Raw genomic sequence first — 14,926 nt, forward strand, 5'->3', positions numbered from 1 at the left:
CGCTACCTATAAGCTCCGATAATGTCCCTGATCTTGATCCATTGCCAATCATCACCCAGCTGCAGCTTAATCTCACGGCTGTGGGTATGAATAGAAGTGACGACACCCCGCAGCTCCGTATCTTCATATTCACCCCACAGCCTAACCGTGACCGCTGCGCGGCCTCTGAGCGATTCACTCAGGGCGCGCTCAATCAGCTCCAGCTCTTGGGCATCTATAATCGGCTTTATTCGGCGATCCCGCTCGCGTCCTGCCCGGATAATCGCTTCTTTGTGCTCCGGCAGCATCATTCTTGACGATTCCCACAATCCATTCGCTTCCAGCTTTCCTGCCATAACCCTGTCCTCCCGTCTCATATAATCCAGGTACCTTCATAATTATTATATGCGAACATTTGTTTGTATTATATCCAATTTCCTGAATTTAAATCAATGTAAATAAAATCCTTTCAGCAGGAATTGAAGAGGCTGGGCAAGAATATATTCGTCACATTCAACATCCGAATCAAGGAGGTTATTATCATGAAAAGAAGGATCCCGTTTGTTCTGATCATTCCCGCTCTGCTGTTAACCCTGCTGCCTACTGTGCTGCAGAGCCCTACCCTATCTGATTTTAGTAAAGGGATAGTTATAGGATTATTTGCCGCGCTAACAGTCTTAAGCATAGTAATTAACGTACTAACAGTGAAGGGCATAGATTTAAGCCAGACCCGGCTTGGGAAATTCAAGAGGAACTTGTTCCGGCTGAAATAACAAGCAGACTTGGAGGATAATAGAACAAGCATGCCTAAGATTCGTTTAGCGGAGAAGACAGAGTTTAAGACATTGACACGTATTTGGCTTAATGCCACATTGACGGCTCATTCTTTTGTGGATCAGAAATATTGGGAATCCGGCCTTCCAGATATGGAGCACAAATGGCTCCCCATGTCCGAGAACTATATTATTGAAATCGAGGAACTTCAGAGGATCGCAGGATTCATCTCCCTCGTCGATAATTACCTCGCCGCTATATTTATCGATCCCAATGATCAGGGCAAAGGACTCGGTTCAGAACTGCTTAACAAGGCCAAGCAGCTTAGGAACAGCTTGACGTTGAAGGTCTATCAGAAAAACGAGACTGCACTACGCTTTTACCTTGCACACAATTTCGTTATTGATTATGAAGAAGTAGACAGTTCCACCGGGGAGAAGGAGTATCTTATGAAGTGGCACAAATAAGATGGATTATTTGAGGATACAACGGAGAAATATACCGGAAAGTACAATTTCATCCCAAGGTAGAGGTTGAAATTGTAGATACCGGCATTCTCCAATAACATTACAGATTAACAAGCTGCTTCAAATAAGGCATGAGCAGTGGATATAATTCCTCCTGGCTAAGCCCAATCTCCAGGGTCGCTTGAATGTAGCCGAATTTGTCGCCAATATCATATCTCTTTCCGGCGAGTTCCAGGGCAAGCAGCTCTTCCGTGCCGCAGATCTTGTGCAGAGCATCTGTAAGCTGGTATTCTCCGCCCGCTCCCCGGTCTATCTGCTCCAGCACGGAGAAGATCGAAGGCTGAAGGATGTAGCGGCCCATAACGGCCATTTGGGAGGGCGTCTGCTCGGGAGAAGGCTTCTCCACAAGTCCATTCACCTTATACAGTCCATTTTCTGCCGAAGAGGAATCAATAATTCCGTATTTGCTTACATCAGATAGCGGGACGGGCTTCACGCCGACCACAGGCTTTCCTGTCTCTTCGAATACGCAGATCAGCTGTTTGAGAGCCGGGGGCTCGGAGACCATAATATCATCGCCAAGCAGAACGGCGAACGGTTCATCTCCGATAAATTGCTGGGCGCAGAGGATGGCATGGCCGAGGCCCAGCGGTTCCTTTTGCCGGATATAATGAATCCCAGCGAGCTCACTAATTGCCTGAACCTCAAGGAGCAGGTCCTGCTTGCCCTTCTCCTTCAGAATGCGTTCAAGTTCCACGGACTTATCGAAGTGGTCCTCTATTGATTTCTTGTTGCGGCCGGTTACGATAATGATGCTCTCAATTCCGGATTGCACCGCTTCCTCTACAATATATTGAATCGCTGGCTTATCAACGATCGGCAGCATTTCCTTGGGTTGTGCTTTGGTTGCCGGTAAGAAACGAGTGCCTAGCCCGGCAGCGGGAATTACAGCTTTTCTGACTTTCATATGGGTTCACTCCTGTTCTACTTTGTCTCTAGTCTGTTGTCCGAACACCAGATAGCGGCTTCCCGCATAATTAACAAGGATACTTACTGCCGTGGCAGCCAGCTTACAGAGAGTGAGATTCGCTCCCGTGCTGGCATACAGCACCTTGAGCAGTAACGAAGATACCGTTAACGCCGCAAGATTCACCAGAATAAATCGAAGAAGCTCATTTTTCCTTTTCTGTGTGCGCTCCTTACGAAAAGTCCATCTGCTGTTCAGAATATAGCTGTTCAATACGCCACAGCCGTAGGATACGATCTGGGCGGGAATGACGGGGATGTTACCCATGATGAGCAGTGTGAACACGCCCAGATCAATTCCGGTATTTATAAGTCCCACAAGCCCGAATTGAATCAGCCGGGTTATCTTGCTGTTCATGCCTGAATTGTGCGCTTCTCAGGAAGCTGCTCCTCCTGCTGAATCCCGTGCACTTCATTCACAATATAGAGCGGCCGCCCCTTGGTCTCATCATAGATCCGGCCGATATATTCGCCGAGTACCCCAAGCATGATCAGTACAAACCCGTCGAACAGCAGCATGATCCCGATGAGGGAGGGCCAGCCTTTACTGGTGGCCCCCGTGAACAATGCCAGATACAGAACATACAGCAGATAGATGAAACCGAGGATGGACAGAGTGATTCCCGCATAACCCGCAAGCTTCAGCGGCTTATAAGAGAAGGACATGATTCCATCCAAAGACAGCTTAATCATCCGTTTGAGGGGATACTTGGTCTCCCCGGCAAGGCGTTCGTCCCTTTCATACTCCACCGCGGTCTGGCGGAAGCCTACCCAGCTGACCAATCCGCGGACGAACCGGTTCTTCTCAGGCAGGCGTTTCATTTGCTCTACAACCTTGCGGTCCATCAACCGGAAATCTCCTGTGTCTACAGGGATATTAATATCGGTAGAAGCCCGAAGAACCCGGTAGAACATGCTGGCAGACCACTTCTTGAAGAGCGTCTCCCCGTTCCGCTTAATGCGCTTTGCATAGACAACCTCAAAGCCTTCCTTCCATTTATCAATCATCGATAGAATCAGTTCGGGAGGGTCCTGAAGATCGGCATCAATAATAATCACAGCTTCTCCTGAGGCATAATCCATACCTGCTGTAATCGCAATCTGATGTCCGAAATTCCGGGAGAAGTCAATCAGCTTGACGGTGTCGTCCCAGCAGCTGTAGTCCTTGATAATATCGGCACTCTGATCCCTGCTGCCATCATTCACGAATATTAATTCATAGGAGTCTTGTAATGTGCCCATTACTTTTTTTAAACGTCTATACGTCTCCTGAATAACGGCTTCTTCGTTATACATCGGAATAATAATTGAATACTTCGCTTGCACGCTCATACAGTCTACTCCCTCCTTATTCCTGAGCTATATAAGTTGAACTAATGATTTACATGCTAGGCTGCCGTGTGAAATGTTCCTACGATCGCTGTTGTTCTCAGACTTCTTTATTAATTTTCTAAGGTAGAAGTCTAATCACAAAGGCGAACGCTCCGCTTCTCCGGAATCATTTCACACTCTTGCCTATTAGTAATTCTTAAATTCAACTTATATATATCAATTTATTTCAAAGTGACTTCGTAAAGTGTCATATTTCCATCCGGTCCGCCCTGCATGATGCTTGAATCCGTCTGCTCAGCGGTACTTCCGGATTCGTTCCATTCACTGGAGGGAATTTCAGTACCATGGTCCTTAATCCAGGTTGTAAGCTCTGAACTTCCACCACGGCCGCCCATACCGCCGCCAACCAGGAAGTATTTCACTTTGTTGCTCTTAACCAGAGCTTCAAGCTTAGCCGTTGTATAGACAGGGTCCGAACCTGAGAATCCGCCCATAATGATGACAGATTCCTTTTCATCAATCATATAAGGAGCCGCTGTGCCATAATTCGTCGTTGCGAATAAGTATTCCTGACCTGTGTTGTTCTTCTTCAAATAAGCAAGCAGCTTCGTATTCACCTTCTGGCTTTCGCCCATTCCTCTGCCGCCCCCATTTGTATTAAATCTGCGGGCATTACCTGAAGAGACGGTGTTATCCGCTGAATTCCCATCTGCGGGGGTACCGGTTGAACTGCTGCCAGAATTCATTCCAGGAGGAGTCATGTCCCCAAATTGTCCATTCGCGCCTCCAGGGAATCCCATTCCCCCCATACCGCTTGATGTTCCAGGGCCAGCCTGTGGAATCATGCTGTTAAGTCCATAAGTAAGCGGGGTCAATGCCCAGAACATCGGCCCAATCAGAAGAACAAGGAATCCGGCTACCGCCGCGATATGCTTCCAGGATCTCTCCTGGCTGCGGATATAGACGAGCAGTCCTGCAGCCACAATACCCGCTGCCGCTATGGCGATAGACCATCCAGAGCCGATCGTGCTGTTAAATGCCTGAACAATGTAATATTGAAATGCTGCTGTAATTAGTACGGCTGCCGGCAGGAGCCAGGACTGCCAACCGGTACGTTCGCGATAGGATGTCCACATGGCGGTCCAACCCGCCCCAACCAGTGCCGCAATCGGTGCAGCGAGCATGATTAGATAATAATGGTGGAAGAAACCTGCGATGCTGAAGAAGACCATAACCGGTCCAAGCCATGCCAGCCAGAACAAGCCTTCTTTATGTTTCTGAGTAATGTTGTTACGGCGAATTCCTGCGAACAGAGCAATGAAACCAAACAATACGAACGGAAGCAGCCAGCTGGCCTGACCTGAGAGTTCAGTCTGGAAGAGGCGCAGCGGACCCGGAGTTCCCGTTCCGAACATGCTTCCCATTCCTCCACCCCCGCCATTTCGGCCGTTATCCCCAAAAGGCGGCATTCCTTGGCCGTTCCATCCACCGCCGCCGTCTTCCTGGTTCATACCAGCTTGTGGAGTCTCATTGTTAGCTGACGGATTTGCGCTCAATTGATCTGTGTTCGGTTGAGCAGCGCTCGATTGAGCTGCGTTGGATTGATCTACGCTGGATTGACCTACGTTGGATTGACCAGCGTTCGGTTGAACAGTCCCCGTTTGAGCCGATCCTGCAGGCCCCCCGTTATTTCCCATAAACGCCTGACCCGGGTTTTCCCCGCTAAAGTTGTCTCCTGAACGCACTCCTCCACCCATGCCGCCTTGATTCCCCGTCAGACGGGAGACACCGTTATAACCAAAGGCTAATTCAAGAACCGAGTTAGTCTCACTGCTTCCGATATAAGGCCGCTTGTCTTTAGATATAGAGTCGACGGTGACGGCCCAGGATAGGGATACCACAACGAGGACCGCGGTACAGCCCGCGAGTATACTCACTTTTCTCTTCCAGCCGACTTTAGCCGCAATAACATAGAATAAGTAGAATGCCGGGAGAACCATATAAGCCTGAAGCATCTTCATATTGAAGCCAACGCCCACCATGGCAAAAGCGCCGAGCAGGTTCCAGACACTGTTCCGCCGGATTCCCCGGAACAGAAGCCACGCTGCAAGCAGCAGCGTAAATACCAGCATACTGTCAATGTTGTTGGTTCTGCTTACGGCTACGGCAACAGGCATACAGGCCATAACGAGTGCCGCAATTCTTGCCGATGCCAGTCCAAAGGTTGGCTTGACCAGGAAGTATATCAGCAGCACCGAGCCGATTCCGGCAAGTGCCTGGGGCAGAATCACACTCCAGCCGTGAAGACCGAAGATATAAGCGCTGATCGTCTGAATCCAGAAGGTAACCGGAGGTTTGTCCACGGTCACCGAGCCTGCTGAGTCAAGCGATCCATAGAAGAAGTTGTGAAAATTCTGAAGCATACTCGCAACAGCTGTAGTGTAGTAAGTGTTGGCATACTGATCATTCCAAATGCCATACAAATTCAGAAAAGCTGCGAGCACCACGATAAGAATCAGAAGCTTATCCGTGCACATTTTCTTTAAAAGTCTCATATTCCATATCCACTCCCTTGATTAACCTGCACTAATTGTGCCATCCTTAACTGAAGTGAAATTGAGCGCTAGCTGAATGTTAGCTGAATGTTTGGATTCATCACCTGAATTCAGGTTATCTTTCAGACAAATTTCAGTTAATTAACCGATAATAGAATTAGAAATGAACCTGCCAGAACAGCTTCAGAGAGAGGAAGAACATATATGAAACCTACTAAAGGAATAAAAATATTACTCGTTGACGATGAGCCGCATATTCTGCAGTTTCTTGAAATGGGTCTGAGCGATGAGGGATTCGAGGTACAGACGGCACCCGATGGTGCCGCTGCGGTGGAGCTTGCAGTTGACTTCAAGCCGCATGTAGTTATCCTCGATGTAATGATGCCCGAAATGAATGGCTTCGAGGTTGTTAAGCAAATGAAAGGCTCCGGTACTAATGTAGGGATCATTATGCTTACTGCCAAAGACGAGGTGGAGGACCGGGTTAAGGGATTAACCCTCGGGGCAGATGATTATATGGTAAAACCCTTCAGCTTCGATGAGCTGCTGGCGCGCATCCAGGCACGCCTGCGCAATCAGTTCCCCGATCTGCTGGGGGAAGTTACGCAAGGTCCGTTCCGCATTGATGACCGCAGGAAAGAGATCATCTACAATGACAAAGTTCTTGAATTATCTCCTACCGAATATGAGCTGCTCAAATTCATGATCATGAACTACGGGATTGTGCTAAGCAAGACGCTGATTCTTGACCGCGTCTGGGGGTATGATTTTGGCGGAGAAGAGAATATCGTTGAGGTCTATATCCGTTCACTGCGCGAGAAGCTGGGTGACAAGGAGCATAAGCTGATCCGGACGCTCCGCGGCGTCGGGTACCGGGTTGATCTGCCATGATGAAGAAAGCCCGAAAATTCATCCGTAATCGATTAGTACCGGGCTCTCTGCGCTCTCAGCTGCTCGTACGCTCCCTATTCATTTTGGCGGCTCTGCTGATTCTTATCGGCGGTCTCCAATACTGGCTGATGAAAGACTTCCTATATAAAAGCCGCGCCGAGGGATTACGGGCCCAGATCATGTCGATTCCCAAAGGGTTACTTCATACACAAGGCGAGCTGTCCCCTGACCCGGATCACAAGGAACAGAATCGCCAAGAGACGACGGATCTCCCTGAATCAAGCTCCAGTATGGAGCGGGAGGGACGGCCTTTTGTATTCAGGGAGACTTCCCTAGCCTTAATTGGTTCAGATGGGAGCTTTACCGATGTCTCCGGGGAATTCGGGATGAAATCACCCCAGCTAACTTCTGCGGAATATACAGCGCTTATGGCTGGTTACCAGGCTTACCATACTCATAAAGATTACGTAATCGCACAAGATTCATCCGGGGCAGAGCAGCTGATCGTATTCAGCCCCGCGGGTCCTCCGAGCGGGTCCAAGGGTCTTCTTCAGATGGGCACAAGCACAGCTCCGCTTCAGGAGCAGCTGCTTCAGCAGTTGTTAATTTTCGTGGTGCTGTCTGTTCTGGCTCTGGCTGGTGGATTAGTCCTCTATATTCCCGTGCTTCGCCGAACGCTTATCCCTCTGTCCCGAATGGTTGAGGTTGTCCAGCAGACGGATGCCGGGAACCTGGCAGAGCGTCTCCCTACAGCTCAGGGTCAAGTTGAAATTGATCGCTTGTCTACTTCCTTTAATGGGATGTTGGAGAGACTCGAGCTATCCTTCGAGGCAGAGCGGGAGTCCAAAGAACTGATGAGGCAATTTATTGCGGACGCCTCTCATGAACTCCGCACACCGCTTACCTCCATTCACGGCTTTCTGGAAGTCCTGCTTCGCGGGGCCGCTGACAATCCGCAGAAGCTCCAAGCTGCCCTGACCAGCATGCACGGCGAATCCAGACGCATTAACAAGCTGGTCGAGGATCTCCTCCTGCTCACGAAGCTGGATCAGGCCCCGCAGCTCCAATTAACGGAGGTTCGGCTCGATGCTCTTCTTCGTGAGATGGAGCCTCAGCTGCTAATGCTCGCTGGCCAGCGGAAGGTACGTTTTGACCTCACTGCCCACGTAATAACGGCAGCTGATTCCGATAAAATGAAGCAGGTTGTACTCAATTTATTTCATAATGCGGTGCAGCATACGCACGAGACTCAGGGGGTTATTACTGTATCCTTGAATGTCTCGAAGGAACAGGCACAATTAACGGTTCAGGATAATGGCAGCGGTATCAATCCGGAGCATCTCCCTCATATCTTTGACCGGTTCTACCGGAGCGAATCCTCAAGAACCCGCAAATCCGGCGGAGCCGGGCTTGGGCTCTCCATTACCCAGTCCATCATTGAGGCCCATAAGGGAACCATCTCTGCCAAGAGCGAGCCAGGCCAGGGAACTTCATTTCAAATCACCCTGCCAATCGTTAAATAAAAATGCTGACCCCCTCCGGAATATCCGGCGGGGGTTATTTTCAATGTCTTGATTAAGAAGTACTGCTTCTATTTAACGTTAACCCATTCTCTGCAGACGTTATCCTCCTTAAATTTAGACTTTAAGCAGCCGATATATAGGTATACATAAATTTCGACAAAAACAACATGATTCGACAAAACGAAAAAATGATGGGGTTAGGAGAATGAGTGTGTCTTTTCGTTTACGTACTTTTTTCACGATCGCCCTCTCCGGGTTGATTGTAGTATTAACGGCCGTGCTAAGTCTGGTTATCGGTAGAGAATCCTCCAAGGAAATAGAGAGCACGATCGGTTCTTCTCTAGCTGAGGTCTCTTACCAGATGGCTGAGAAGCTTGACTATTTCATGTGGTCACGGGCTGGCGAAGTCCAAATGTTAAGCAAGCTTGATACTTTCCGGGAAGCCAAGGATCCGAGTGATATGCGGAGACTCCTGGATGAATTGAAGAGGAGCTTCCCGGTCTTCACCTGGGCAGGATTCACCGATCCGAAGGGCAAGGTTCTGGCCTCCACAGATGGAATCCTAACCGGAGCAAACCTGGCCGAGCGTCCCGTGTACAAGAATGCGCTCAAGCAAACATTTATCGGTGATGTGCATGACGCTAAGCTTCTTGCCAGGCTAATTCCTCACAAGGATAATGAACCTCTGCAATTTGTGGATATTAGCACTCCGGTGTATGGCAATGACGGAAAGCTGGTTGGGATATTGGCCGCCCACCTTAGCTGGGAGTGGTCAAGAGAAGTGGAAAAGTCTATCCTTTCGCCCCTGAAGAACCGCCTGAACGAACTGAGCATTATCGTAGTCAGCAAAAAAGATAACACCGTAATTTTAGGTCCAGAGAACATGCTCGGACAACCGCTCAAATCAGATATCCTTACCAAGGCACAGTCTGGACAAAATCATTGGCAGATCGATCAGTACGCAGACGGCAAGTCCTATTTGACCGGTTATGCCTATGGAAAAGGTTACTTATCCTATCCCGGACTTGGATGGTCTATTCTGATTCGTCAGCCGGTAGAGGTCGCATTCGCCTCTACGAATCATCTGCGTCTTACTATTATAATTACTGGAATTATAGCGACTGCCATATTCGCCATCCTTGGATGGTTGATTGCTGGCTGGATTGCAAGGCCTCTGGACCTGATTGCCAAGGCTGCCGATCGGCTGCGCAAGGGTGAACCTGCTGAAATTCCTCAGTATAAGCGTATCCGTGATATCGAGGTGTTGTCTTCCTCCTTGCGAAATCTGGTAGCGGATCTAACTCATACCGAGGACAAACTCGGAGAGATGTCTGTACTTGCCATGCACGACAAGCTGACAGGACTGCCGAACCGGGCCGCGCTCAGCGACTACCTGTCACAAGCACTTCGTGAAGTTACCGGGAAATCCTCTACCCTAACCATCCTATATATGGACCTGGACGGCTTCAAAGCCATTAATGACACGCTGGGGCATCAGGCCGGTGACATCCTGCTTCAGAAAGTCGCCAAGCGCCTGAAGGACATTGTCCGGGAAGACGAGCTGGTCTGCCGGATGGGCGGGGATGAATTTGTCATTGTCTTATGTACCTCTATACAGAAACCGATGATTGAAGCTAAAGCTGTCGCTAACCGAATTATCACATCCATCAATGAGCCTTTTCAAATTGACGGTCAGACAGTTAACCTCGGCTGCAGCATAGGGGGCGCCCTGTACCCGGTAGACAGTACAGATCCTGTGGAAGTTCTTAATCAGGCTGATGAGGCACTGTATCTGTCCAAGGGGGCAGGCAAGAACTGCACAACTTTTATTTCGAGCACTATGGAAAAGATTTCTTAAGCAAAAATCATAACCCGAACAACGAAGAACACCCTGCCGGATAATGAGGCAGGGTGTTCTTGTGCATGTCATCCCAATGTGGATGACATGCCATTCGTCACTTTGGACAGGACTGTTGGGAGACGGGCCTGTCCTCTATATTTAAGGCGAAGAAGAGGGATGTCCTAAATATACATCCCTTAACTTAAATGAACCTTATATAAATCTGAAGAACAGATTAAAATTGTAAAATCAGTTCATTTACTTTCGAAATTTTTATATTTAAAATTGAACCTTTTGAAGGAAAGTTACCAATATCTATTGTAACACCCGATTGGAGGCCGGCCCGATGGAGGACATAGAGATACACCCTTGGCTTATCCGGATGAGTCAAGGGGATGAAGAAGCATTTCAGATAATCTATGAATTAACAAAAGACCATGCTTACAGATTAATTTACTACCTTGCTCCAGACAAACAGGATGTAGGAGATCTGATGAGTGAGGTGTATATGGAACTTCTAAAAAGTCTGGACAATTATCAACAGGATCAAAAATTCAGATCATGGTTTAATGGCTTAATTATCCGGCAGGTACGGAATTGGCAGCGAAAAAGTTGGTTCCGGTTTCGCATTATGGAAAAGATAAAATCCATAACTTTCGACATGACCGATAGGGACTCAGAACGACGGACGACAGTCTTGTATAGCCGCATGGAGTTGCTCCCAATATTGGAGTCATTACCGCTAAAGCTTAAAGAAGTAATTGTCCTTAGATACTATCAAGATTGTTCTCTGGGGGAAATATCCGCACTACTAAAAGTTCCATTAGGCACTGTAAAATCCAGACATCACCATGCCCTCAAACACATGCGCAAACACTTCAAAATCCAGGATCAGAAAAAGGAGATGAATAGATATGTCCATGGAAAATCAGCTCAAAAATGAGTTTCAACAGAACTCAAAGAATATCGTTCCTTCTCCTACTTTGGATTCTAGAATCATGGCGGTATACAGGGAGTGCCTAACGGAAAAAAAGGAGAAGAAACAAATGAAGAGATTAAGAAAATTACCCAATATAGCAGTGATCGGTTTATTGTTTGTTCTATTATGCGGCTTCGCTTTTGTAGGTGGAAAACTTCTATTCCAAGAGGAACAAGGGGATGTAAAAGTTAATTTTACAGCGAATGAGGAAATAACATTGGAAAGTAGCCTTTTGGAAAAAATGCGCCATTCACTAAGTGAAGTGAAAGCAAATTTAAAAAAGGGAGAGATAGCCGTTCTATACTTTGCAGAGCTGGGAATGAACAGTTATGCATTTCAATCTGTCTCGAATCCGGAAGTCGTGAAGAATCTGGACAGCTGGAGCAGGACAGTCACTCAACATAATCCTACAGAACACATCCCAGAGTCTCTACTTGAGACGTTCAAATTCACCCAGGGAATGGAGTCCCCTGCTTATGGGGCTTTTATCGATAGTGCTGCTTTTAAGCTTCTGGATGATATGAAAGCCGAGAGCAAAAAGACGGGACAAGATGTGATATGGCGTAAAACAACGGCAAAATCGAAGCCAGTCTTTAATTTTTATACTTCATTATATCGTAATGAAGAACAGCAGACGATCTACTATACTCTGCAGATTCCAAATGAGAAAGTTATGATGGAAGGGATCACCTCTCCCTCATCGGTGTATGAAGACCTGAACATTCAGGGGCATCAAGCGCACTACACCTTGGACAAACAATCTTTGTACGGTGCCAGTAATATCTATCAGAACATCATGTGGATTGAAGAAAAAGGAGATCAGACCCTCATTTATCAAGTCGGAACAGACTCTCCATCTGTAACAAAACAACAATTAATTCAAGCGGCTCAGAATCTATAAATATGTAAAAGCGGTTGCCTGCTTAAGGGCCAAAAAATATAGTTGCTAGGTTGGTCGATGAAAAGATATAGAACAAGAATATCAGGAAATTTGACCATGCAATCATAAGATATACCTTTGATTCTTTCCTTAACTGAAATGGACCTAATAGACTGAGTATTACTCCAACAAGAATGATCATGAAGCCGGGAAGCATCTCTGATTCATATAGCCGTATAGGGTATATAAAAAAGTAAACAGCCAGTATTGCAGCAACTGCCGCTAAAATAGTAAGGAACAGCTTGAATTTTTTCATTAGCACTCTCCTTCATACCTTATCTAAGCTGACCTTAACCAAAATTTTACTATTCCTAACACCTGATCACACTTATGAACTAATGAGCAGAAATAGTCCAAGGTTATTAATTTTAGTCATAAAAAAATCCCCTTCGTTCAACAAGATAAAATCCATCTTACCAAGATGTCTTTTTCTCTTGTCTACTCGAAGGGGATTCCATGTTCAGGCGCGCTTTGCTGTTTTATCTAATTACACCTGCAAAGGCAAGACGGAAGTCAGTACCTGTACAGGATTCCGAGCTGCCGTGAATGACTTCAATCTCAATATCATGAGAACCCTCTGCAAGATCATCTGCGATCACCAATAACCGGAACCATCCTTCACTCCCGACCCAGGAAGGTCGGTCACGGGAAGTTATCTTCCACTCTCCCCCATCCAGACGATACCTGAATTCCGAGGAGGCTTTACCGAAGTCAAAGCCAAGTGCGAGGCCGCGCCCTTCAAAGTTGAATGACAGCTTGGCGCCAACTGCAGCGGTCTCCAGCACCCGGTCAATCCACTCCAGATTCACCCATCTGCGGATAACCCAAGGTCCCTGCCGCTTCATATTCTCAAAGGGAACATGTTCTACCCGTTCCCAATTGTTCGGATACAGCGGATCAGGGCGACTCAATCCGATGAATTCTTGGTTTGATCCAGCTTCTGATCCAAGCTTAGCTTCGGGTTCAGCTCCACCCTCACCCTGCTGAACCACCAATTCCTGTTCGAGGAACTTAATTACACTATGGGCATAGCTTAAGCTACCGCGCTCAGTTGGATGCAGGCCATCCGGGAGCCATTCCTGCCATCTCATCCGGCCCTTCTGCACTTCATCCAGTGCATATCTCCCCATCCAGACAGAGCCCAGACCATAATGTTCACCGAGCTGTTCAAGCTGAGCAATGGAATCCGGCACCTTCCCGTTCATCATAGCTTCGTACATGTCCTGGATGTAGGTATAGGTGAGCACGACATCCCGGCCTTCCCCTGCCAGCAGCTGGCGGATCAATCCCTCACGCGTCCGGCCGCGCTTCTCCTGAGACTCATCGTAATCGTTCACCGCGTATTCCACGAATACGAGATCTGCGCCCCGGTCAATCAAGTCCCGCTGTGCACGGAACACAGCCAGATCACTGCCCGTAGCTCCAATAGCTGCATTCTCCACCTTTAGGGTAACCTGCGGAAATACTTCCGCGAACCAGGCGATAACCGGTTCCGGCCAGTTATGACGAGGCCGCGCATCCGTGATAGAGCCTCCAATAAAACCAAGCGTGAGCGTGCCTTCGCTGATCCGTTGCAAGGTTCGCGCAAGTCCTTTACGGTGATTCCAAATCTGTGTCATGAAAGATACCCTCTCTTCCTGTTATAGCTCAGACATTACTTGAAATAATCGATCGGATAGGTAAGGAAGATACTCATGCCCATATTCATGGTACAGCAGTACGTCCTTCTCCGACTGAATCTTGTTATACGCTGCGAACTGGGTAGAAGGAGGGCAAATAGGATCGCTAAGCCCGGTAATCCAGAGCACTTTAGCCTTGATCCGGTCAGCCAGATTCTGAATGTCGATATAGCCGAGTCGATTGAACACCTCGTCCTCCCGCTTATGGTTCGGATCGAACATGCGGAAATAATAGACCAGCTCTTCATAAGCGCTGCTTGTAATATTCGTCTCCCATGCTCTCTTATAGTCAGATAAGAAGGGATGCACCGGGACAAGAGACTTCACCCGAGGCTCAAGTGCAGCACAAGCGACAGCGAGTGCCCCGCCTTGGGATTGGCCGTATACGCCGATGCGCTCAGGATCCACCTGGTCCATGCTCATCAGAATTCTAACCGTCTGCACAGTATCTAGGAACACGTTCCGGTAATAGAGATTATCCGGATTTGGATCATCCAGTCCGCGAATGACATGGCCCCGGATCGTGGTTCCTTTCACATTCAGATTATCTTCGGACAGGCCACCCTGTCCCCGGCAATCGAGTGCCAGAACTGTAAAGCCGTGCGCAGCATAAGCAGCCTTCTCTAACCAGTCGCCACTATCACTGGAATAGCCGTGGAAAATAGCAAATCCAGGACCCTTTCGGCCCTCATGCTGTCTTGGTCTGGCCATCTTGCAGTGCACTCTTGCCCCGCCTACGCCAGTGAAATAGAGATGAAAGCACTCCGCAAGCTCGGTCTGGAACTCCGCAGGCACAAGCTCGTAATCTGTACCCTGCTCCTCCAACTCCTTCAAGGCACGTTCCCAATACTGATCAAAATCATCCGGTCTTGGACTTCTGCCCATATAAGACTTCAAATCTTCAATTGACATTTCAAAAGCCATAACCATTCCTCCTATGC

At 48.0% G+C, this 14,926-nt stretch carries 15 protein-coding genes; 7 read left to right on the top strand and 8 right to left on the bottom strand.

What is annotated here, in order from left to right; all coding sequences use genetic code 11:
- Window positions 1–2: 2 nt before the first annotated feature.
- Complete coding sequence (locus tag ACRRNK_RS16650; RefSeq protein ID WP_433943826.1) at window positions 3–335, bottom strand: YolD-like family protein; 333 nt, start codon at window positions 333–335, stop codon at window positions 3–5.
- A 186-nt stretch (window positions 336–521) separates the two neighbouring features.
- Here ACRRNK_RS16650 and ACRRNK_RS16655 point away from each other — a divergent pair, with 186 nt between their 5' ends.
- Together ACRRNK_RS16655 and ACRRNK_RS16660 are read left to right on the top strand one after the other, a co-directional pair.
- Window positions 522–752, top strand: a complete 231-nt coding sequence (locus ACRRNK_RS16655) for a hypothetical protein (RefSeq protein WP_433943827.1) — start codon at window positions 522–524, stop codon at window positions 750–752.
- A 30-nt stretch (window positions 753–782) separates the two neighbouring features.
- Complete coding sequence (locus ACRRNK_RS16660; RefSeq protein WP_433943828.1) at window positions 783–1,220, top strand: GNAT family N-acetyltransferase; 438 nt, start codon at window positions 783–785, stop codon at window positions 1,218–1,220.
- A 100-nt stretch (window positions 1,221–1,320) separates the two neighbouring features.
- Here the strand turns inward: ACRRNK_RS16660 and galU are convergent, their stop codons facing one another.
- The 4 genes from galU to ACRRNK_RS16680 form a co-directional block, all read right to left on the bottom strand.
- Entirely contained in the window at window positions 1,321–2,187 is an 867-nt protein-coding gene (galU, locus tag ACRRNK_RS16665; RefSeq protein WP_433943829.1) for a UTP--glucose-1-phosphate uridylyltransferase GalU, read from the bottom strand.
- A 6-nt stretch (window positions 2,188–2,193) separates the two neighbouring features.
- Window positions 2,194–2,604 carry a GtrA family protein gene (locus tag ACRRNK_RS16670; protein WP_433943830.1) on the bottom strand — a complete coding sequence of 137 codons (411 nt, stop codon included), beginning with the start codon at window positions 2,602–2,604 and terminating at the stop codon, window positions 2,194–2,196.
- Window positions 2,601–3,578: a glycosyltransferase family 2 protein gene (locus tag ACRRNK_RS16675; protein WP_433943831.1), complete on the bottom strand. Its 978-nt coding sequence runs from the start codon at window positions 3,576–3,578 to the stop codon at window positions 2,601–2,603. The genes ACRRNK_RS16670 and ACRRNK_RS16675 overlap by 4 nt, the downstream gene beginning before the upstream one ends.
- A 221-nt stretch (window positions 3,579–3,799) precedes the next feature.
- Window positions 3,800–6,133: an ArnT family glycosyltransferase gene (locus tag ACRRNK_RS16680; protein ID WP_433943832.1), complete on the bottom strand. Its 2,334-nt coding sequence runs from the start codon at window positions 6,131–6,133 to the stop codon at window positions 3,800–3,802.
- 204 nt (window positions 6,134–6,337) lie between these two features.
- Here ACRRNK_RS16680 and ACRRNK_RS16685 point away from each other — a divergent pair, with 204 nt between their 5' ends.
- The 5 genes from ACRRNK_RS16685 to ACRRNK_RS16705 all read left to right on the top strand — a co-directional run bounded on the left by ACRRNK_RS16685 (window position 6,338) and on the right by ACRRNK_RS16705 (window position 12,267).
- Window positions 6,338–7,024, top strand: a complete 687-nt coding sequence (locus ACRRNK_RS16685; protein WP_433943833.1) for a response regulator transcription factor — start codon at window positions 6,338–6,340, stop codon at window positions 7,022–7,024.
- The gene (locus ACRRNK_RS16690; protein WP_433946919.1) at window positions 7,024–8,547 is read left to right on the top strand and encodes a sensor histidine kinase; all 1,524 of its coding nucleotides are present in this window, start codon (window positions 7,024–7,026) and stop codon (window positions 8,545–8,547) included. The genes ACRRNK_RS16685 and ACRRNK_RS16690 overlap by 1 nt, the downstream gene beginning before the upstream one ends.
- A gap of 211 nt (window positions 8,548–8,758) precedes the next feature.
- Window positions 8,759–10,405 carry a diguanylate cyclase domain-containing protein gene (locus ACRRNK_RS16695; protein ID WP_433943834.1) on the top strand — a complete coding sequence of 549 codons (1,647 nt, stop codon included), beginning with the start codon at window positions 8,759–8,761 and terminating at the stop codon, window positions 10,403–10,405.
- 328 nt (window positions 10,406–10,733) lie between these two features.
- Complete coding sequence (locus ACRRNK_RS16700) at window positions 10,734–11,330, top strand: sigma-70 family RNA polymerase sigma factor (protein ID WP_433943835.1); 597 nt, start codon at window positions 10,734–10,736, stop codon at window positions 11,328–11,330.
- A complete protein-coding gene (locus ACRRNK_RS16705) occupies window positions 11,308–12,267 on the top strand; it encodes a hypothetical protein (RefSeq protein ID WP_433943836.1) in 960 nt (319 codons plus the stop codon). Before ACRRNK_RS16700 ends, ACRRNK_RS16705 begins: the two co-directional genes overlap by 23 nt.
- A 22-nt stretch (window positions 12,268–12,289) precedes the next feature.
- On the opposite strand, the gene ACRRNK_RS16710 is transcribed toward ACRRNK_RS16705, so the two are convergent.
- From ACRRNK_RS16710 to ACRRNK_RS16720, 3 genes are all read right to left on the bottom strand, one after another.
- Window positions 12,290–12,562, bottom strand: coding sequence for a hypothetical protein (locus tag ACRRNK_RS16710; protein WP_433943837.1), 273 nt, complete (start codon window positions 12,560–12,562; stop codon window positions 12,290–12,292).
- Window positions 12,563–12,785: 223 nt separating this feature from the next.
- A complete protein-coding gene (locus ACRRNK_RS16715; protein WP_433943838.1) occupies window positions 12,786–13,925 on the bottom strand; it encodes an SGNH/GDSL hydrolase family protein in 1,140 nt (379 codons plus the stop codon).
- Between the two features lie 21 nt (window positions 13,926–13,946).
- Window positions 13,947–14,909 (bottom strand): acetylxylan esterase, encoded by a 963-nt coding sequence (locus ACRRNK_RS16720; RefSeq protein ID WP_433943839.1) that lies wholly within the window; start codon window positions 14,907–14,909, stop codon window positions 13,947–13,949.
- Between the last annotated feature and the right edge of the window lie 17 nt (window positions 14,910–14,926).

The sequence above is a fragment of the Paenibacillus sp. SN-8-1 genome (genome assembly GCF_050995535.1).
Taxonomy (GTDB): domain Bacteria; phylum Bacillota; class Bacilli; order Paenibacillales; family Paenibacillaceae; genus Fontibacillus.